17 protein-coding genes are annotated in these 20,216 nt (G+C 60.9%); 13 read left to right on the forward strand and 4 right to left on the reverse strand.

What is annotated here, in order from left to right; all coding sequences use genetic code 11:
- The first annotated feature begins 266 nt into the window (after positions 1 to 266).
- The gene (locus AC3RCP_RS10815) at positions 267 to 2,042 is read left to right on the forward strand and encodes an ABC transporter transmembrane domain-containing protein (RefSeq protein WP_162136160.1); all 1,776 of its coding nucleotides are present in this window, start codon (positions 267 to 269) and stop codon (positions 2,040 to 2,042) included.
- Positions 2,043 to 2,103: 61 nt separating this feature from the next.
- On the opposite strand, the gene AC3RCP_RS10820 is transcribed toward AC3RCP_RS10815, so the two are convergent.
- Positions 2,104 to 4,032 carry a transglycosylase SLT domain-containing protein gene (locus tag AC3RCP_RS10820; protein ID WP_492571621.1) on the reverse strand — a complete coding sequence of 643 codons (1,929 nt, stop codon included), beginning with the start codon at positions 4,030 to 4,032 and terminating at the stop codon, positions 2,104 to 2,106.
- 213 nt (positions 4,033 to 4,245) lie between these two features.
- On the opposite strand from AC3RCP_RS10820, the gene AC3RCP_RS10825 reads away from it, so the two are divergent.
- Complete coding sequence (locus AC3RCP_RS10825) at positions 4,246 to 6,165, forward strand: ATP-binding cassette domain-containing protein (RefSeq protein WP_007921321.1); 1,920 nt, start codon at positions 4,246 to 4,248, stop codon at positions 6,163 to 6,165.
- 84 nt (positions 6,166 to 6,249) lie between these two features.
- On the opposite strand, the gene AC3RCP_RS10830 is transcribed toward AC3RCP_RS10825, so the two are convergent.
- A complete protein-coding gene (locus tag AC3RCP_RS10830) occupies positions 6,250 to 6,687 on the reverse strand; it encodes a universal stress protein (RefSeq protein WP_007921319.1) in 438 nt (145 codons plus the stop codon).
- A 104-nt stretch (positions 6,688 to 6,791) separates the two neighbouring features.
- Between AC3RCP_RS10830 and AC3RCP_RS10835 the strand changes: the two genes are divergently transcribed.
- From AC3RCP_RS10835 to AC3RCP_RS10875, 9 genes are all read left to right on the forward strand, one after another.
- The gene (locus AC3RCP_RS10835; protein ID WP_492571620.1) at positions 6,792 to 7,229 is read left to right on the forward strand and encodes a hypothetical protein; all 438 of its coding nucleotides are present in this window, start codon (positions 6,792 to 6,794) and stop codon (positions 7,227 to 7,229) included.
- A gap of 567 nt (positions 7,230 to 7,796) precedes the next feature.
- Complete coding sequence (gene fadB, locus AC3RCP_RS10840; protein WP_101337299.1) at positions 7,797 to 9,944, forward strand: fatty acid oxidation complex subunit alpha FadB; 2,148 nt, start codon at positions 7,797 to 7,799, stop codon at positions 9,942 to 9,944.
- Positions 9,945 to 9,973: 29 nt separating this feature from the next.
- Positions 9,974 to 11,149, forward strand: a complete 1,176-nt coding sequence (gene fadA, locus AC3RCP_RS10845) for an acetyl-CoA C-acyltransferase FadA (protein WP_007921313.1) — start codon at positions 9,974 to 9,976, stop codon at positions 11,147 to 11,149.
- An 89-nt stretch (positions 11,150 to 11,238) separates the two neighbouring features.
- Entirely contained in the window at positions 11,239 to 11,475 is a 237-nt protein-coding gene (locus AC3RCP_RS10850) for a DUF1653 domain-containing protein (protein ID WP_007921312.1), read from the forward strand.
- Between the two features lie 114 nt (positions 11,476 to 11,589).
- A complete protein-coding gene (gene topA, locus AC3RCP_RS10855; RefSeq protein ID WP_007921310.1) occupies positions 11,590 to 14,202 on the forward strand; it encodes a type I DNA topoisomerase in 2,613 nt (870 codons plus the stop codon).
- Positions 14,203 to 14,344: 142 nt separating this feature from the next.
- Positions 14,345 to 14,869, forward strand: coding sequence for a DUF6586 family protein (locus AC3RCP_RS10860; protein ID WP_101337300.1), 525 nt, complete (start codon positions 14,345 to 14,347; stop codon positions 14,867 to 14,869).
- Between the two features lie 51 nt (positions 14,870 to 14,920).
- On the forward strand, positions 14,921 to 15,955 hold the full coding sequence (locus AC3RCP_RS10865) for a hypothetical protein (RefSeq protein ID WP_492571619.1): 1,035 nt from the start codon (positions 14,921 to 14,923) through the stop codon (positions 15,953 to 15,955).
- Complete coding sequence (locus AC3RCP_RS10870) at positions 15,956 to 16,510, forward strand: LemA family protein (RefSeq protein WP_492571618.1); 555 nt, start codon at positions 15,956 to 15,958, stop codon at positions 16,508 to 16,510.
- Positions 16,511 to 16,620: 110 nt separating this feature from the next.
- Complete coding sequence (locus tag AC3RCP_RS10875; RefSeq protein ID WP_009042980.1) at positions 16,621 to 16,854, forward strand: hypothetical protein; 234 nt, start codon at positions 16,621 to 16,623, stop codon at positions 16,852 to 16,854.
- Positions 16,855 to 16,958: 104 nt separating this feature from the next.
- On the opposite strand, the gene sulA is transcribed toward AC3RCP_RS10875, so the two are convergent.
- A complete protein-coding gene (sulA, locus tag AC3RCP_RS10880) occupies positions 16,959 to 17,432 on the reverse strand; it encodes an SOS-induced cell division inhibitor SulA (RefSeq protein ID WP_007921302.1) in 474 nt (157 codons plus the stop codon).
- A 10-nt stretch (positions 17,433 to 17,442) separates the two neighbouring features.
- Positions 17,443 to 18,051 carry a transcriptional repressor LexA gene (gene lexA / locus AC3RCP_RS10885; RefSeq protein WP_007921301.1) on the reverse strand — a complete coding sequence of 203 codons (609 nt, stop codon included), beginning with the start codon at positions 18,049 to 18,051 and terminating at the stop codon, positions 17,443 to 17,445.
- A 252-nt stretch (positions 18,052 to 18,303) separates the two neighbouring features.
- On the opposite strand from lexA, the gene AC3RCP_RS10890 reads away from it, so the two are divergent.
- Together AC3RCP_RS10890 and nagZ are read left to right on the forward strand one after the other, a co-directional pair.
- A complete protein-coding gene (locus AC3RCP_RS10890; RefSeq protein WP_007921300.1) occupies positions 18,304 to 19,011 on the forward strand; it encodes a TetR/AcrR family transcriptional regulator in 708 nt (235 codons plus the stop codon).
- Positions 19,012 to 19,215: 204 nt separating this feature from the next.
- A complete protein-coding gene (gene nagZ / locus AC3RCP_RS10895) occupies positions 19,216 to 20,214 on the forward strand; it encodes a beta-N-acetylhexosaminidase (RefSeq protein WP_175534822.1) in 999 nt (332 codons plus the stop codon).
- Positions 20,215 to 20,216: the final 2 nt, after the last annotated feature.

The following is a 20,216-nucleotide window of genomic DNA, read 5'->3' on the forward strand; positions in this document are numbered from 1 at the left end:
CTACGGCGTTTTCTATCCGGGGAGTCCTCAGTCCAACAGAAATGTCTGTGGACTTCCACTCGGACCTTAGACCAATAGCATCTAGGCTCTAGTGTTGGCGGACATAATTAACCTGACTCATTTTGATTTACCCAAGTTCCAGGAAATGCAGGTTCCAAGAATCAGTTTCCAGGAAAATCGGTTCCGACAAACAGGGCTCAACCTCATCGCCTTGCTGGATCACGCGGTGGTGAATGGGGCGGGGCCGTTCCCAGGTGTGCTCCCGGATGAACTTCATGCTTTCTTCGCGTCAACGCCGGGCGATTCGCCTGGCCAGTCGTTTCATCGCGCCTTATCGCTGGCAGGCCCTGGGGGCGCTGCTGGCGCTGGTGGTGACCGCGGGCATCACCTTGTCCATGGGGCAGGGCATCCGCCTGTTGGTGGACCGGGGCTTCATGACCGGGTCGCCGGATTTGCTCAACCAGTCCATCGGTCTGTTTCTGTTATTGGTGCTGGGGCTGGCGGTGGGGACGTTCGTGCGTTTCTACCTGGTGTCATGGATTGGCGAGCGTTGCGTGGCGGACATCCGTCGGCAAGTGTTCAATCACCTGATCTACCTGCACCCGGGCTTCTATGAGAACAATCGCAGCTCGGAGATCCAGTCGCGACTGACCGCCGATACCACCTTGCTGCAATCGGTGATCGGCTCGTCACTCTCGCTGTTTTTGCGTAATGCGCTGATGGTCATCGGCGGCATCGTGCTGCTGTTTGTCACCAACCCCAAGCTCACCAGCATCGTGGTGATCGCCTTGCCCCTGGTGCTGGCGCCGATCCTGATTTTCGGCCGCCGGGTGCGCAGCCTGTCGCGCTTGAGCCAGGACCGTATCGCCGATGTCGGCAGCTACGTGGCGGAAACCCTGGGCCAGATCAAGACCGTCCAGGCCTATAACCACCAGCCCCAGGATGAGCAACGCTTTGCCCAGACGGTGGAAGAGGCGTTCAACACCGCGCGCCGGCGTATTGTCCAGCGCGCCTGGCTGATCACCCTGGTGATTGTGCTGGTGCTGGGGGCGGTCGGGGTGATGCTCTGGGTCGGCGGCATGGACGTGATCGCCGGGCGTATTTCCAGTGGCGAGCTGGCGGCCTTTGTCTTCTACAGCCTGATCGTCGGCAGTGCCTTCGGCACCCTGAGCGAGGTGATCGGCGAGCTGCAACGGGCCGCCGGCGCGGCGGAGCGGATTGCCGAGTTGCTGCGTTCGGAAAACCTGATCCAGCCGCCGAGCGACGGCCCGGCCAGCTTGCCCGAGCGGGTGCGGGGCGAACTGGTGCTGGAGAACTTGCGCTTCTCTTATCCGTCGCGTCCGGACAGTTACGCCGTCGATGGCTTGAGCCTGACTATCCACGAGGGAGAAACCCTGGCGCTGGTCGGGCCGTCGGGGGCGGGCAAGTCGACCCTCTACGATCTGCTGCTGCGCTTCTACGACCCGGAGCAGGGGCGCATCCTGCTCGATGGCGTGCCCTTGACCCAGCTCGACCCGCAGGATGTGCGTCGCTGTTTTGCCCTGGTGTCGCAAAGCCCGGCGCTGTTCTTCGGCAGCATCGAGGAGAACATTCGTTATGGCAAACCCTCGGCCACCCCGGAGCAGGTCAGGGAGGCGGCAAGGATCGCCTACGCCCATGACTTCATCGAGAACATGCCCGAGGGTTACCGGACCCATCTCGGCGATGCGGGGCTGGGACTGTCCGGCGGCCAGCGCCAGCGCCTGGCGATTGCCCGGGCGCTGCTGGTGGATGCGCCGATCCTGTTGCTGGATGAAGCCACCAGCGCCCTGGATGCCCAGAGCGAGCATTTGATCCAGCAAGCCTTGCCGAGCCTGATGAAGAATCGCACCACCCTGGTGATCGCCCATCGCCTGGCCACGGTGAAGAACGCCGACCGGATCGCGGTGATGGATCAGGGCCGGCTGGTGGCGGTGGGCACCCATCAGGAGCTGATCGCCAGCAATCCACTGTATGCGCGCCTGGCGGCCTTGCAGTTCAGCGATGGCCAGTCTGTGTCCTGATCTTGCGCTGGAAACGAAAATGCCCGCATCGCTGCGGGCATTTTCTATGAGGCGTTATCGCTTACTGATCGTCGAAATACCGCTCATGCCAATCCACCAGTGGCTGTGGCGAATTGAGCTTCTGGCCGTAGATCACCGAATAGGACAGCACGTTCTGCACGTACTGGCGGGTTTCGTCGAACGGAATGCTCTCCACCCAGACGTCGAAGCTCAGGTGGTCGGCGCCACGGAGCCATTGGCGCACGCGTCCGGGGCCGGCGTTGTAGGCGGCGGAGGCGAGCACCCGGTTGCCGTTGAACTGGCTGTGCACCTGGCTCAGGTAGGCGGCGCCGAGCTGGATGTTCTTGTCCGGGTTCAGCACTTGCTGCGGCGAGGCCAGCGGGATGCTGAACTTGCGTGCGGTTTCCTTCGCGGTGCCGGGCATCAGTTGCATCAGGCCGGCCGCGCCGACGCCCGAGCGAGCGTCGTCCATGAACGCGCTTTCCTGGCGGGTGATCGCGAAGACCCAGCTCGAGTGCAGGCCACGGACCTTGGCTTCGCGCACCAGAGTATCGCGGTGGGCCATCGGGAAGCGGATGTCCAGGTCGTCCCAGTACTTCGCCTGGCTGATGGTGCGAATGGCCGGGAAGTACCATTTCAGGTCATAGGCCAGCTTGGCCTGGGCGACCATTTCGTCACGGTTGAAATGACGGCTGACGTGGTACCACTCACGCCGTCCATCGACGATCTGGCCACGGGCATGAAACTCCAGGGCGCGCCGCACGCCGGGCGTATTGCGTACCTTGTTGATCACTTGCTGGCTGAGCATCAGCGGTTTGTTGTTCAGCTGATAAGGCAACTGGGTGCGGTCGGCCGCGAGGAAACCATAGAAATCGCGCTCGTTGGCCAAGCCTTTGTAGAGGGTCTGGGCCTGGGGGTTCTGCGGTTGGGCCAGTTCCAGGCTGCGCGCTTGCCAGTAGCGCCAGCGGTTGGTGGTCGCCAGGTCCTGGGGCAGCTTGCGGGTTAGCTGGTAGGCATCTTCCCAGCGAGCCAGGCGCAACAGCAGGCGCAGGCGCCATTCGGAAACCGTGTTGTCGCGCAGCTCGGGATCGTATTTGGTCATCACTTCAAGGCCGCGGCTGTCGAAGCGCCGCGCCAGGGTCAGGCCGATTTCCCGGGCGATCGCCACTTTTTCGTCACGGGAGAAGTGCATGCTGCTGGCATAACCGTCGAGCAGGGCCATGGCCCTGTCCGGATCCTGGCGGGCCAGGCGGCGCAGACCCAGGCCGACCACGTCGGACATGGCTTCGCTGGCTGGAGTGAAGCGCGACGGCTGGCTGAGCAGTTCGGGCTTCTGGGCAACGTCTACTAGCAGCCGACCCTGAGGGGCGAGGGTGGTCATGCTGTTGACCAGGCTATTGGCCAGCGGATAGTTGCGGGCCTCGGCGGCCAGCTTGGCGCGCTGCCAGCGCTTCTGTTCGGTCAACTGGCCTTCGGCGGCCCACTGGGCGAACAACGCGTCGCAGGTGGCGGGCAGGGATTTGCCGCTGAGCCAGAGCTTGTCGGTGGCGGCGTAACCTTCGGCCTTGAGGTTGTGGCCCAACTGGTATTGCGCATTCAGGCAGTCCAGTTCGGTGAAGTTGAGCTTGGGGTCGTAATACTTGACGAAGGTGGCCCAGTCGCCGCGTTCGGCCAGCCAGCGCAACCAGCGCAGTTTCATCCAGTTGGCCTGGGGCAGGTCGCCGTGTTCACGGAGAAACTTTTCGATCTCGGCGTTGCTGGCGGTCTTTAGCCGGGCGGTCAGTTCGTCATAGGCCAGATAGGGCTCGAGCGGGTAGTCGGCCAGGACCTGGCTGTAGCGGAAATACGGACCGGAGTCGCCCTTGGCCAGGGCGCGCTTGGCTTCATCGTAATATTGACGCTGGAGTGAGAGGTCCGCGGCCTGAGCGGTGTGCACGGCAGAGGCAGAAAGAAGCAGGCAGGATAAAAGACTGAAAAGGCGACTGCGCATGAGACATCCGGGCAGAGAAATCATGACAAGTGCCGACAATGCCAACACTGATTATTCCCTAGCTTAGCCTTTTGCCAGCAGCGGGTGAAAGCTTTGCCGGCCTCTTGTCGGCAGTTCGCTGCAAATGTTGTTCAGGGTGCTTCAGGAGTGAAAATGCCGGCCTTCTGAGGCCTCAACTCAGGTAGAATGCGCGCCCGGTTTTTGGAGAAGCTCATGACCCTGCTCAAATTCAGCGATGTGTCCCTTGCGTTCGGCGCTATGCCGTTGTTGGACAAGGTGTCCTGGCAGATCGCCCGTGGTGAGCGGGTGTGCATCATCGGCCGCAACGGCACTGGCAAATCCAGCATGCTGAAGCTGGTCAAGGGCGATCAGAAGCCCGACGACGGTTCCGTATGGCGCGCGCCCGGTCTGAAAATCGGCGAATTGCCGCAGGAATTGCCAGTGGCCGACGAGCGGACGGTGTTCGACGTGGTCGCCCAGGGCCTCGATGGCGTTGGCGAATTGCTGGCGCAGTATCACCACCTGAGCCAGAACATCGTCACCGATGCCGATCTGGAAAAGCTCATGCACGTCCAGCATGACCTCGAAGCCCGTGACGGCTGGCGCTTGCAGACCCTGGTGGATAGCACCCTGAGCCGCCTGCAGCTGCCGGCCGACAAGACCCTCGCCGAGTTGTCCGGTGGCTGGCGTCGTCGTGTCCTGCTGGCCCAGGCCCTGGTGTCCGAACCGGACCTGCTGCTGCTCGACGAACCGACCAACCACCTGGATATCGGCGCCATCGCCTGGCTGGAAGAAGCCCTGAAGGACTTCCAGGGCGCCGTCCTCTTTATTACCCACGACCGTTCCTTCCTGCAGAACCTGGCGACCCGGATTCTCGAGCTGGACCGTGGTGGGCTGATCGACTGGAACGGCGACTACGCCAGCTTCCTGGTGCACAAGGAGGCCGTGCTGGCGGCTGAAGAGACGGCCAACGCGCTGTTCGACAAGCGCCTGGCCCAGGAAGAAGTCTGGATTCGCCAAGGCATCAAGGCCCGCCGCACCCGTAACGAAGGCCGTGTGCGTGCCCTCAAGGCCCTGCGTGTCGAGCGTAGCGAGCGTCGCGAGCGTACCGGCAAGGCCAATATCCAGCTGGAAACCGCCGACAAGTCCGGCAAGCAGGTCATGGTGCTCGAAGACGTGAGCTTCGCTCATCCGGGCGGTCCGTTCCTGGTCAAGAATTTCTCCATGGTCCTGCAGCGCGGCGACCGTATCGGCCTGCTCGGCGCCAACGGTACCGGCAAGACCACGCTGCTCAAACTGATGCTGGGCGGCCTGGTGCCGAGCAGCGGCAAGGTCGAGGAGGGGACGCGTATCGACGTGGCCTACTTCGACCAACTGCGTCACCAGCTGGACCTGGAAAAGACCGTGATCGACAACGTCGCCGAAGGTCGCGACTTTATCGATATCGATGGCCAGAGCCGCCACGTGCTCAGCTACCTGGGGGATTTCCTGTTCAGCCCGCAGCGTGCCCGCACGCCGGTCAAGGCGCTGTCCGGTGGCGAGCGTGCTCGCTTGTTGCTGGCCAAGCTGTTCAGCAAACCGGCCAACCTGCTGGTGCTCGACGAACCGACCAACGACCTGGACGTGGAAACCCTCGAGCTGCTGGAAGAAGTGCTGCTGACCTTCCAGGGCACCGTGCTGATGGTCAGCCACGACCGGGCATTCCTCGATAACGTGGTGACCAGCACCCTGGTGTTCGAAGGTGAAGGCAAGGTTCGCGAATACGTCGGCGGTTATCAGGATTGGTTGCGCCAAGGCGGTTCGCCACGCCTGCTGGGCGTGACCGAGAACAAGTCGGGCAAGGCCGAGCTGAACTCGGCGGTGGTTGCGCCTGTGGCGGCGGCACCTGCCGCGGCACAGGAAGCACCTGCGGCCAAGAAGAAGCTCAGCTACAAGTTGCAGCGCGAGCTCGAGGCGTTGCCTGGCCAGATCGAAGCCATGGAGCAGCAGATCGCCACCGTGGAAGCGGAAATGGCCGACGCTGGCTTCTATCAGCGTCCTGCGGCCGAGACCACGGCGGTCATCGCCCAGCTGGAACAGCTCAACGCTGAACTGGATGTGATGGTCGAGCGTTGGGCCGAGCTGGATGCCTGAGTGACCTGGCGGCAATAAAAAAGCCCGACATTCATGTCGGGCTTTTTGCAGGGCCGGTGCGGGCGGAGCATTCCGCCGGCGGGCTCAGCGTTTGACCAGGTGCACGGCCAGCACGTCGCAAGGGGCGCCGTGCAGCACGTCGTTGGCGGTCGAGCCCAGCAGCAGCGCCAGGCCGTGCCGGCCATGGCTGCCGACCACGATCAGGTCGCATTCCTGTTCCTTGGCCAGATGATGGATTTCCTGGCGTGGCTGGCCATAGGTCAGGTGGCTGTATTCCTTGGACAGCTCAGGATATTTGGTGATGAGGCGATCGAGGCGTTCCTTGGCCTGGTCGAACTGCTGCTGTTGCAATTGGGACAGGTCCATCGGTACGTCGCCGCCGAACGCCATGGCCATCGGCTCGACGATATGCACCAGGGACAATTTGGCGCTGTTGCTGACCGACAGCTCGCGAGCCCGGTGGATAACAGGATCGCACTCTTCGGTTAGATCTACGGCGACCAGAATATGGTGGTAGGGCATGAGGTGCTCCTCCTGAGGATTGCAATAGCTTCAAGTATGGCTGGTTTCAAGCGGATTGGTTCCGACCTGGATCAATCGGCTCATCAAGAATCGGGAGTACAGATATGACGGTCTGGATAGTGGTGTCAATCCTCGCGGTGGTGTTGAGCCCGCTGGCATGGCTGCGCCCGTCGCGCCGCCAGAGCGGGCAGATCGCCCTGCGCATGGAGGCGCGCCGCATGGGCCTGGGCATGCAACTGGCACCTCAGGAGTGGCCGCACTGGATGGATCCGCAGCCTCCAAGCCCCTGTGCGCAATACCATCGGCCGCGGCGCGGCACACAACCGGCCTGCTGGGCCTACTGGCAAAGTGCGCCGGGCGTGTGGGTCAACCAATGGCGGGAAGTCTGTGCGGATCCTGCCTTGCTCGAGCGCTTTCGCACGCTGCCGGCCAACGTGTTCAAGGTCGAGGCCGACCGGCAGATGATCGTCTTGTATTGGGGCGAACGTGGCGAAGCCAGTGTTTTGCAAGACATTGCCGCAGTGCTCAAGGCGCTGGCGTGAAGCATGACCTGCGCCGCAATGGCACAGGTTATTGAAAGGCAGGCAATAAAAAGCCCGACAAGGTCGGGCTGGGTTGGCCAGGCAGGCCGGTAAATCCTTTCTGATCCCCTGGTTCTGAGCGGCGGGGGATGAGAGTTGTCGCTGATCTTACGCCTGGTTTTCGGCCAGGCATCCACATTTTTGCTCCAGGATTGTGCCAGCGTAGCCGCGAATCGGTTATGGGGCGACGTATTAGGGCGACTTTTCTAAAGATTGATTCTATGAATGTCCTGAGATGAGCAGGCTTGTTGATGGTGCATGCCCGTCTGGAATGACTAAGAAGTCGCGTTTCAAACAACCTTTTGGGCGATTGACAATTGTCGGATTTTGCCTGAATGTGGCGTACCCAAATCAAACGGGCGTATGAATTGAGCGTTTGTATTACCAGACGGCTCTTCCAGAATCCCGACTATCGCGTTGGCGGGTGTGCCTGGCGGATTGGCGTAGCATCGATGGAAACGTCGCTGCCGAGTCAGAAGTTAGCGTCCGACGTGTACTGTTCAGCTTCCATATCGTGGAGATCAGTTGATGATTTACGAAGGTAAAGCCATCACGGTTAAGGCTCTTGAAAGTGGCATCGTCGAATTGAATTTCGACCTCAAGGGTGAGTCCGTCAACAAGTTCAACCGTCTTACCCTGAACGAATTGCGTTCGGCCGTGGACGCCATCAAGGCAGATGCGTCGGTCAAGGGTGTGATCGTCAGCAGTGGCAAGGACGTCTTCATCGTCGGCGCCGACATCACCGAATTTGTCGACAACTTCAAGCTGCCGGATGCAGAGCTTGTCGCAGGCAACCTCGAAGCCAACAAGATTTTCAGCGATTTCGAAGACCTCAACGTTCCGACCGTTGCCGCGATCAATGGCATCGCGCTGGGCGGCGGTCTGGAAATGTGCCTGGCAGCTGACTATCGCGTCATGTCCTCCAGCGCCAAGATCGGCCTGCCGGAAGTCAAGCTGGGCATCTACCCGGGCTTCGGCGGTACCGTTCGCCTGCCACGCATCATCGGTGCCGACAACGCCATCGAATGGATTGCCGCCGGCAAGGAAAACCGTGCTGAAGACGCATTGAAAGTCGGTGCGGTCGACGCTGTCGTCGCTCCGGAAAAACTGCATGAAGCGGCCCTGGCCACCGTCAAGCGCGCCATCTCCGGCGAGTTCGACTACAAGGCCAAGCGTCAGCCGAAGCTGGAAAAGCTCAAGCTCAACGCCATCGAACAGATGATGTCCTTCGAAACCGCCAAGGGTTTTGTCGCCGGCCAGGCTGGCCCGAACTACCCGGCGCCGGTCGAAGCCATCAAGACCATCCAGAAAGCCGCCAACTTCGGTCGTGACAAGGCGCTGGAAGTCGAGGCAACAGGCTTCGTCAAACTGGCCAAGACCTCTGCCGCGCAGAGCCTGATCGGCCTGTTCCTGAACGACCAGGAACTGAAGAAAAAGGCCAAGGCCTACGACGAAATCGCCCAGGACGTGAAGCAGGCCGCCGTACTCGGCGCCGGCATCATGGGTGGCGGTATCGCCTACCAGTCGGCGTCCAAAGGCACGCCGATCCTGATGAAAGACATCAACGAACACGGTATCGAGCAAGGCCTGGCGGAAGCCGCCAAGCTGCTGGTCGGCCGTGTCGATAAAGGTCGCATGACCGCGGCGAAGATGGCCGAAGTGCTCAACGGCATTCGCCCAACGCTGTCCTACGGTGACTTCGGCCACGTCGACCTGGTGGTCGAGGCGGTCGTCGAGAACCCTAAGGTCAAGCAAGCGGTTCTGGCCGAAGTCGAAGACCAGGTCAAGGAGGGCACCATCCTCGCTTCGAACACCTCGACCATTTCCATCAGCTTGCTGGCCAAGGCCCTCAAGCGTCCGGAGAATTTCGTCGGCATGCACTTCTTCAACCCGGTGCACATGATGCCGCTGGTCGAAGTCATCCGTGGCGAGAAGTCCAGCGAGCTGGCCGTGGCCACCACCGTTGCCTACGCCAAGAAAATGGGCAAGAACCCGATCGTGGTCAACGACTGCCCGGGCTTCCTGGTCAACCGCGTGCTGTTCCCGTACTTCGGCGGTTTCGCCAAGCTGGTCAGCGCCGGCGTGGACTTCGTGCGCATCGACAAGGTCATGGAAAAGTTCGGCTGGCCGATGGGCCCGGCCTACCTGATGGACGTGGTCGGTATCGACACTGGCCACCACGGTCGTGACGTGATGGCCGAAGGTTTTCCGGATCGCATGAAAGACGATCGTCGTTCGGCTATCGATGTGCTTTACGAAGCCAAGCGCCTGGGCCAGAAGAATGGCAAGGGTTTCTACGCCTACGAGGCCGACAAGAAAGGCAAGCAGAAGAAAGTGGCCGACCCGTCGGTGCTGGAAGTGCTCAAGCCTATCGTGTACGAGCAGCGTGAAGTCACTGACGAGGATATCGTCAACTGGATGATGATCCCGCTGTGCCTGGAAACCGTTCGTTGCCTGGAAGACGGCATCGTCGAAACCGCGGCCGAAGCCGACATGGGCCTGGTGTACGGTATTGGTTTCCCTCCATTCCGTGGCGGTGCGCTGCGCTACATCGACTCGATCGGTGTTGCCCAGTTCGTTGCCCTGGCCGACCAGTACGCCGATCTGGGCGCGCTGTACCACCCGACCGCGAAGCTGCGCGAGATGGCCAAGAACGGCCAGAGCTTCTTCGGTTAAGCGCCCCCTACTAGAGCGAGAGTGAATATATGAGCTTGAATCCTAGAGACGTCGTGATTGTCGACTTCGGTCGTACTCCGATGGGCCGCTCCAAGGGCGGCATGCACCGCAATACCCGCGCCGAAGACATGTCGGCGCACCTGATCAGCAAATTGCTGGAACGCAACGCCAAGGTCGATCCGGCGGAAGTCGAAGACGTGATCTGGGGCTGTGTGAACCAGACCCTGGAGCAGGGCTGGAACATCGCGCGCATGGCGTCGCTGATGACCCAGATCCCGCACACCTCGGCCGGCCAGACCGTCAGCCGTCTGTGTGGCTCGTCGATGAGCGCGCTGCACACCGCCGCCCAGGCGATCATGACCGGCAACGGTGACGTCTTCGTGGTGGGTGGCGTCGAGCATATGGGCCACGTGAGCATGATGCACGGCGTCGACCCGAACCCGCACATGTCCCTGTACGCGGCGAAAGCCTCGGGCATGATGGGCCTGACTGCCGAGATGCTCGGCAAGATGCACGGCATTACCCGTGAGCAACAGGATGCCTTCGGCCTGCGCTCCCACCAACTCGCCCACAAGGCGACGGTGGAAGGCAAGTTCAAGGACGAAATCATCCCGATGCAGGGTTACGACGAGAACGGTTTCCTGAAACTGTTCGACTACGACGAGACCATTCGTCCCGAGACCACCCTGGAAAGCCTGGCGGCCCTCAAGCCGGCCTTCAATCCGAAGGGCGGCACTGTGACGGCCGGTACTTCGTCGCAGATCACCGACGGTGCTTCGTGCATGATCGTGATGTCGGCGCAGCGTGCCCAGGACCTGGGCATCCAGCCGCTGGCGGTGATCCGTTCGATGGCGGTGGCGGGTGTGGATCCGGCGATCATGGGCTATGGTCCAGTACCGGCCACGCAGAAAGCACTGAAGCGCGCGGGCCTGGGAATCGCCGATATCGACTTCTTCGAGCTCAACGAAGCTTTCGCGGCGCAGGCTCTGCCGGTGCTGAAAGATTTGAAAGTGCTCGACAAGATGAACGAGAAGGTTAACCTGCACGGCGGCGCGATCGCCCTGGGTCACCCATTCGGCTGTTCCGGTGCGCGTATCTCCGGCACCTTGCTCAATGTCATGAAGCAGAATGGCGGCACCTTTGGCGTGTCCACCATGTGCATTGGCCTTGGCCAGGGCATTGCCACTGTCTTCGAACGCGTTTAAGCGTTGCGTTGATGGAAGCCGGGGCCCAGTGCCCCGGTTTTTGTTTTTCTGAAGATTTATTATTTTTTATTTTGCACGAGGGCCAGAACATGCAATTACAACCCGGGCTCTATCAGCATTACAAGGGACCGCAGTACCGCGTTTTCAGCGTGGCGCGGCATTCCGAGACGGAAGAGGAAGTAGTGTTCTATCAAGCCCTGTATGGCGATTACGGCTTTTGGGTGCGCCCCTTGAGCATGTTCCTGGAGTCGGTCGAGGTTGACGGCGAGCAGGTGCCACGCTTTGCTTTGGTGCAGGCCGAACCCAGTCTTTTTTCGCAGCCTTAAGCTGAGGTCGCGCAGAACCCTGCGCTTGACCTCACCTTGTTGCCACTATATATAGCGGTGCCGCGTCAGGCGCCAACCGCCTCTCACTTCTCGAATTCAGGAATTTTCCGATCCATGGGCAAATCGCTGGTCATTGTGGAATCCCCGGCTAAGGCCAAGACCATCAACAAGTACTTGGGTAACCAATACGTGGTGAAGTCGAGTATCGGCCATATCCGAGACCTGCCCACCAGTGGTTCGGCGAGCGCCGCCAAAGAGCCTGCCGCCAAGCGTGGCAAGGCGGCTGCTGGTGAAGCACCGGCGCTGTCGGCCAAGGAGAAGGCGCGCAAGCAGCTGGTCTCGCGCATGGGAGTCGATCCGGACCACGGCTGGAAAGCCAAGTACGAGATCCTTCCAGGCAAGGAAAAAGTCATCGAAGAGCTGCGCCGGCTCGCCAAGGATGCTGACACCATCTATCTCGCAACGGACTTGGACCGCGAAGGGGAGGCCATTGCCTGGCACCTGCGGGAAGCCATTGGTGGGGATGACAGCCGCTACAAGCGCGTGGTGTTCAACGAAATCACCAAGAAGGCGATCCAGGAAGCCTTCTCCCAGCCGGGCGAGCTGGATATCGATCGGGTCAACGCTCAGCAGGCGCGTCGTTTCCTCGACCGCGTGGTGGGTTACATGGTCTCGCCGCTGCTGTGGGCGAAAATCGCCCGTGGCCTGTCTGCCGGCCGTGTGCAATCGGTGGCGGTGAAGCTGGTGGTGGAGCGTGAGCGCGAAATTCGTGCCTTCATCCCTGAAGAGTACTGGGAAGTTCATGCCGACCTCGGCACCGCCAAGGGCGCCAATGTGCGCTTCGAAGTGGCGCGGGAAAACGGCGAGGCCTTCAAGCCGCTGAACGAAGCCCAGGCCATGGCGGCACTGGAGAAGCTCAAGGCGTCGACCTACACCATCGCCAAGCGCGAAGACAAACCGACCAGCAGCAAGCCGTCGGCCCCCTTCATTACGTCCACCCTGCAGCAGGCCGCGAGCAACCGCCTGGGCTTCGGGGTGAAGAAAACCATGATGATGGCCCAGCGTCTGTATGAAGCCGGCTACATCACCTATATGCGTACCGACTCGACCAACCTCTCGGCTGATGCCCTGACGATGGCGCGGACCTATATCGAAGAAGAGTTCGGCAACAAATACCTGCCGTCCTCGCCGAACTTCTACAGCAGCAAGGAAGGGGCCCAGGAGGCGCACGAAGCGATTCGTCCGTCCGACGTGAACACCCATCCAAGCAAGCTGTCGGGCATGGAGCGTGACGCCGAGCGCCTCTACGAGCTGATCTGGCGCCAGTTCGTGGCCTGCCAGATGCTGCCGGCACAATACCTGTCGACCACCGTCAGCGTCGCCGCTGGCGGCTTCGAGCTGCGTGCCAAGGGCCGCATCCTCAAGTTCGACGGTTACACCCGGGTCATGCCGCAGATGAGCAAGCCGGGCGACGACGATGTCCTGCCGGATATGGCGCAGGGCGATGTGCTGAAACTGATCAAGCTCGACCCGAGCCAGCACTTCACCAAGCCGCCGGCGCGTTACTCCGAAGCCAGCCTGGTCAAGGAAATGGAAAAACGTGGCATCGGTCGTCCTTCGACCTATGCGGCGATCATTTCCACCATCCAGGATCGCGGCTACGTGGCGTTGCACAATCGTCGTTTCTATTCGGAAAAGATGGGCGACATCGTCACCGAGCGTCTGTCCGAGAGCTTCTCCAACCTGATGGACTACGGCTTCACCGCGGGCATGGAAGAGCACCTCGATGACGTGGCCCAGGGCGAGCGCGACTGGAAAAACGTCCTCGACGAGTTCTACGGTGACTTCAAGAAGAAGCTCGAAGTGGCCGAAGGCAGCGACAGCGGCATGCGCGCCAACCAGCCGGTGATGACCGATATCCCGTGCCTCACCTGTGGCCGTCCGATGCAGATTCGTACCGCGTCCACCGGTGTATTCCTCGGTTGTTCGGGTTACAGCCTGCCGCCGAAAGAACGCTGCAAGGCTACCGTCAACCTGGTGCCGGGCGATGAGATCGCCGCGGACGACGAGGGTGAATCCGAGTCGCTGGTACTGCGCGGCAAGCACCGTTGCCCGATCTGCAGCACGGCGATGGACGCCTATCTGCTGGACGAGAAACGCAAGCTGCACATCTGCGGTAACAACCCGGATTGCGCGGGCTATGAGATCGAAGAGGGCAGCTATCGCATCAAGGGCTACGAAGGTCCGAGCCTGGAATGCGACAAGTGCGGCAGCGAGATGCAGCTCAAGACCGGCCGTTTCGGCAAGTTCTTCGGGTGCACCAACCCAACCTGCAAGAACACCCGCAAGCTGCTCAAGAGCGGTGACGCGGCACCACCGAAGATGGATCCGGTGAAGATGCCCGAGCTGAAATGCGAGAAGGTCAACGACACCTACATCCTGCGCGACGGGGCATCGGGTCTGTTCCTGGCGGCCAGCCAGTTCCCGAAAAACCGTGAAACCCGCGCACCGCTGGTGCTTGAGCTGATCCCGCACAAGGACGAGATCGATCCGAAGTATCACTTCCTCTGCGAAGCGCCGAAGAAGGACCCGGACGGTCGCCCGGCGGTGATCCGTTACAGCCGCAAGACCAAGGAGCAGTACGTGCAGACTGAAGTCGACGGCAAGCCGACTGGTTGGCGCGCGTTCTACGACGGTGGTAGCTGGAAGGTCGAAGACAAGCGTTAAGGTCCGCATCGGACGCTTCTGAAAAGGCCGCGTAAACCTCTCAAGGGTGCGCGGCCTTTCTTTTGGGCTTGCGGTGGGCTGGAGTGTTCCATGACACTGTAAGGCCAGCCTGCTGTATCTATTCGTTGTGGAGATTGCCGTCATGGCCCACGAACTCTATACCCGTACCAACCAGAAAATTTATTTCGCCGGCCTGTCGCTGGAAGCCTTGGCGCGAGCCGAAGCGGGCGGGGCAATGAATGCTCAGGCGCTGGTGCAGGCGGGACGAGAGTCGGTGTTGTTTCACTTGTATGGCGCGCTGCTTGGCTTGTGCCATGAAATTGCTGGCTTCTATCGCCTCCCGCAGGCCAATGCGCCCCGCGCGGAGCTGCTGCTGACCCGTGAGGTGCTGGAAAGCATCGCCATCCCCGAGCTGGCCGAGCTGGTGGAACTGGCCCATAACCCGGAGACCTGGCTGGCGAAGCTGCTGGCCGCCCATTCGGCGATGTTCCAGCCACCGCGGGTGCCGCATAAACCCAAGGGCGATGTCACCCAGCCGTTGATTGTCGCAGTGAACCTCGATGAAGACGAGCAGGCACCGCAGCTGAGCCGGGAAGAGCTGGAGCAATGGCGTCAGAACCTCAAGGCTTTGGCGATTCGCTTCCGTGACGGCCTGAATGAGTGTTGAGCCGCCGCTAGCGGATATCTTCGAGTACGACCAATCATTCAAGGATGAGTAATGGCTTCAGCTACAGAGACGAATGCGCTGCCTGCGCTGTTCGATCGTGTCGATCGTCTGGCGGCCGCGGCCGCTTCGTCCCGGGATCTGCTCAAGGCGGTGGAGCAGATTCGCGATTTTCCCGAACCTATTGTCCTTAGTCGTTCAGATCCCAATTCAAAAAAACTGGCCTGGTGCCTGTGCATTGCCGGAATACTGGTCTGGCCGTTGCTGATTCCCGGGATCTACCTGATGCGCCGGCGCGGCGCCAACCACTTCATTCATCCGGATGTGGTGAAGGCGCTATCGCAGAAGATCATTCGCAAAGCGGCTCTGCTCAGCGCTGGCGTAGATGATGCGTCGGCTTCGGGGATTTTCACTCTGGCCGTGATGATGAATGAGTTTGCGCACTATCGTCGGGGTAACTATTCCCGTGAGCTCAAGAACACGCTGCTGGGCGTTTATAACGGTGCGGTGCACGATCTGCCTTACGCTTTCCACCATCTGCATTACGTCGATATGGAAACCTACGAAGTATCGGTTTCCGACGGCAAGGGCGGTTCTCGAAGGGAAACCAGAACCCGCTATGTTGGGTATGACCGCTATAGCCTGGTGTTCGACTTTCCCTGGACGGCCGAGGTTGCCGTTCGTGGTGACAAGCATCGATCCATGGATCGCGAGCATCTCTACAAGACCACGACTCGGGAATTCAATTCTGCCTTCACCCTGACTGGCGCGACGGAGATGGCCTGCGCGACTTTCGCCACACCGGTCACCGTGCTCAAGTTGCTGCAGATCGCCAAGGAGCTGAAAGACGTCAGTTTCGAGTTCTCCTCCCAGAGCCGCCTATGCGTGAGCTTCAACAATGATGATGTGGTCGGCATCGCTACCTCGGCGGTAAGCCTTGCGGAGCCGGTCGCCTTTCATGCCGGCTTGATGCAGGGGGCGACGATGCCGCGCCTGAGGCCGGTGCTGGAGCTGTTGCACCAGTTTGCCGAGTTGCATGACGACAATTTCAATCTACCGAAGAAAAGAACGCAGGACATGGAGCAGTAAATGATCATCCTTCTTACAGCGATACTGGTGGCCTGGCTCCTCTGGTACTACTACAACAAGATTGTCGGAGCAGGGAACCGTGCTCAGCGCGCATGGGCCGATGTGCTCGTGTATGAGCGGCAGAAGATCAAGGTGCTGGATGCCCTGGAGGAGCAGGCTTCCAGCTTCAAGATCTACGAAAGCAACGTGCTGGAGAAAGTGGTGGGCCTGCGTTCGGCCCTCGGGAGGTTGCCTGAGGCGGCCAGTGGCGAAGCGCTGAAGTCGACGCAGATGGCCACCCGGGAACTGGTGGGGGGCCTGAACATGGCCTTTGAGGCCTATCCGGAACTCAAGGCGGCGGGAATCGTCAGTGGGTTGATGAAGGAAATCGTCGAACAGCAGGTGAACATTGCAGCCGCCGTTACGGTCTTCAACCGGACCGTCGAGGAGTTCAATAACTGCATCCAGATGTTCCCCAGTTCGATGGTCAACGCGGTCATCAACAAGAGGCAGGCTATTACGCCGTTTTCCGATAAGGAAGCCGCCGCGAGTTTTGATTACAAGCCGAATTTCTGATGGCAAATGCCTGTTTGTAACGCCGGGCCAATAAAGAAAACCGTTTGGGCCCGCGCGAGGTCGGGGTGATGACTGATATAATCCCGGCCTTTCGTGGAGAACAGACCTTTATGCCAACGTCCTTTCTAGAAATTGTCGAATTGCCAGACGGTCGTATCGAGCTGCGCAGGGCCGAGGACGAGGGTTCTCTGGTCACTCTGGACTTTTCAGAGGATGCCAAAGCCTTCTTGCAAGGCCAGCATGTCGAGGTGGCCAAGGCCATGTTGAGCGTGGGTGTGCAGATGGCGGGTCGCCTGGTTGAAGGCGAATTGGAGAAAGAAGAGGGGCCACGGATTCTTCACTGAGTCCGTTTGTCGGTTTTTTTGCTGTCGTTCGTCGCCTCCTTTCGGCTTCTCAATCCTGGAGAAGCCTTGTGTCATTCAAGCGTGTCCATCGACGCTTCTAGCGGTCAGCCCAGACGAATATTCAGGCTTTGTGCGTCGCCCGTGCGGGCTGCGCTGATAAGTTGCTGACGGGCGCTGCTGTTCAACGGGTTGAGCCAGCTGACAACGGTGTGGCTGCGTCCCAGGCGCAGAGCCTCGCAAGCCAGTTGTTGCGCGCTTTGGGCGCCGCGCGGGTGCAGCAGCAGAATCCGTTCGCGGTTCAGGCCGGCATCCCGCAACCAGGCCTGGGTCAGGCTGGCCGGTGGGGCAATCAATGTCAGCCAGCGCGCATCCTGGTCCTGGCTCAGTTCCCTGAGGATGGGCGCCAGCAGGCTCAGGCAGTTCCCGGCGGCACCGCGTAACGACAGTTCACTGAAGGCTTCCGGTTCGTTGCTCCAGGGCGATTCGACGACCTCTTTGAGGATAGGCGCCAGGGGTTGGGCCATGAACGCTTCGAACAGTGGCAGTTGTGCATGCTGTGGTGTGTGAGGGAACTGCATACAGCCTCCTTTAGCGGCGAATGACGCCGACACTCAAGCCTTCGATCACCAGGTCCTGATCTTTCAGGTTGACCTCGATAGGGGCGAACTCAGGGTTTTCGGCAATCAGCCAGACTTTGCTGCCTTCGCGCTTGAAGCGTTTCACGGTGACTTCATCGCCAATGCGGGCGACGACGACCTGGCCATTGCGGGCCTCGCGAGTGGTGTGCACGGCCAGCAGGTCGCCATCGAAAATGCCGATGTCCTTCATGCTCATGCCGTGAACCCGCAGCAGGTAGTCGGCACGTGGATGGAAGAAGGCCGGATTGATATTGCAGGACTCTTCGATGTGCTGCTCGGCGAGAATTGGAGCACCGGCGGCAACCCGGCCGATGATGGGCAGGCTGGAGTCGTCGGGCTTGGCTTCGAACCCCGGGATGCGAATGCCGCGGGAGGCGCCTGGAGTCATTTCGATCGCGCCCTTGCGGGCCAGCGCCTTGAGGTGTTCTTCAGCGGCGTTGGGCGACTTGAAACCCAGTTCCTGGGCGATTTCCGCGCGGGTCGGTGGGTAGCCGTTGTCTTCGAGGCAGCGTTTGATAAAAGCCAGAATCTCAGCTTGGCGTGGCGTCAGTTTTAGCATGTCGATCGCTCTGTCTTTTTATACAGTGACTGGAATTATATACAGTGAATGCCGCTTGGCAATCCTCCTTTTTCCAATCGCCGCTGGACGGTCGGGTCGCCGCTGCGCATGCCTGGTGTCGCGTGGCTGGCTACAGGAAGCGGCAGGTATGATTAAATAGCTGACTGACCGGCCGCAAAACGGACAGGCAGGCTTGACAAGGCTGGGGCTGAAACGTATGTTTCAAACAAGTGTTTGTCAGGCGGAGTAGCCATGGCCCAGTCGGAAACCGTTGAACGCATTCTCGATGCTGCCGAGCAGTTGTTCGCGGAAAAAGGTTTTGCCGAAACCTCATTGCGGCTGATCACCAGCAAGGCCGGGGTCAACCTGGCGGCGGTGAATTATCATTTCGGTTCCAAGAAGGCCTTGATCCAGGCGGTGTTCTCGCGCTTCCTCGGGCCGTTCTGCGTCAGCCTCGACCGTGAGCTGGAGCGGCGTTCGGCCAAGCCGGACAGCAAGCCAAGCCTCGAAGAGCTGCTGGAAATCCTCGTCGAGCAGGCCCTGGTGGTCCAGCCTCGCAGCGGCAACGACCTGTCCATTTTCATGCGCCTTCTGGGCCTGGCCTTCAGCCAGAGCCAGGGGCACCTGCGACGTTATCTGGAAGACATGTACGGCAAGGTGTTCCGCCGCTACATGCTGCTGGTCAACGAAGCCGCTCCACGTATTCCACCGATCGAACTGTTCTGGCGTGTGCACTTCATGCTGGGGGCGGCGGCGTTCAGCATGTCGGGGATCAAGGCCTTGCGTGCGATTGCCGAGACCGACTTCGGGGTCAATACCTCGATCGAGCAGGTAATGCGCCTGATGGTGCCATTCCTTGCGGCCGGCATGCGCGCCGAAACCGGCGTCACCGACGACGCCATGGCCACGGCGCAGCTCAAGCCGCGCAGCAAATCGACTCCGGCGGTCGCCAAGGCCTGACCGTCCGGGTGGGCGCGGCAGCTTACATCCGCTAAGCTAGCCGCCCATGCCAACTCTCGTTTCCTACCTCTCTTCACACCTTTCGCCGATCGTCGCTTGCCGGGCCTTGCCGCCGGCAATGGGCTCGTGCGTCCGCGCCACGCCAGCATTCATTGCGGTGCCGTGCGCGTACTTCGTTACTAAGGAATTGCTATGACCACAGGCCTGCAAGGCTCCTTGATGGTGGATGTCGCCGGTACCTGGCTGACGGCTGAAGATCGCCAACTCCTGCGCCAGCCCGAAGTGGGTGGGCTGATCATCTTTGCCCGCAATATCGAGCATCCGCGGCAGGTGCGTGAGCTGAGCGCGTCCATCCGGGCGATTCGCCCGGACCTGCTGCTTGCGGTTGACCAGGAGGGCGGTCGCGTGCAACGCCTGCGCCAGGGGTTCGTGCGGCTGCCGGCCATGCGCGCCATTGCCGACAACCCGAATGCCGAGTACCTGGCCGAGCAGTGCGGCTGGATCATGGCCACCGAAGTGCTGGCCGTCGGCCTGGACCTTAGCTTCGCGCCGGTGCTGGACCTCGATCATCAGCGCAGCGCCGTGGTGGGCACCCGTTCCTTCGAGGGCGATCCCGAGCGCGCCGCCTTGCTGGCAGGCGCCTTTATCCGTGGCATGAACAGCGCCGGCATGGCGGCCACGGGCAAGCATTTTCCCGGGCACGGCTGGGCCGAGGCGGACTCCCACGTGGCGATCCCCAATGACGAGCGCAGCCTCGACGAGATTCGCGCCAAGGACCTGGTGCCTTTCGCGCGCCTGAGCAAGCAGCTGGCGGCGGTGATGCCGGCCCACGTCATCTACCCTCAGGTCGATGCCCAGCCAGCCGGGTTCTCCCGCCGTTGGTTGCAGGAGATCCTGCGTGGTGAATTGCAGTTCGACGGTGTCATCTTCAGTGACGATCTGTCGATGGCCGGTGCCCATGTGGTGGGCGATGCCGCGAGCCGGATCGAAGCGGCGCTGTCGGCCGGTTGCGACATGGGCCTGGTGTGTAACGACCGGGCGGCGGCCGAGCTGGCCCTGAGCGCGGCCCAGCGTCTGAAAGTGACGCCGTCGGCGCGTATTGCGCGGATGCGTGGCCAGGCGTTTGCCTGCACCGACTATCGTCAGGATCCGCGTTGGCTGACGGCGCTCGGCGCACTCAAAGATGCCCAATTGATCGATTAAGG

This window comes from Pseudomonas sp. GW822-FHT05A08, from assembly GCF_058800485.1.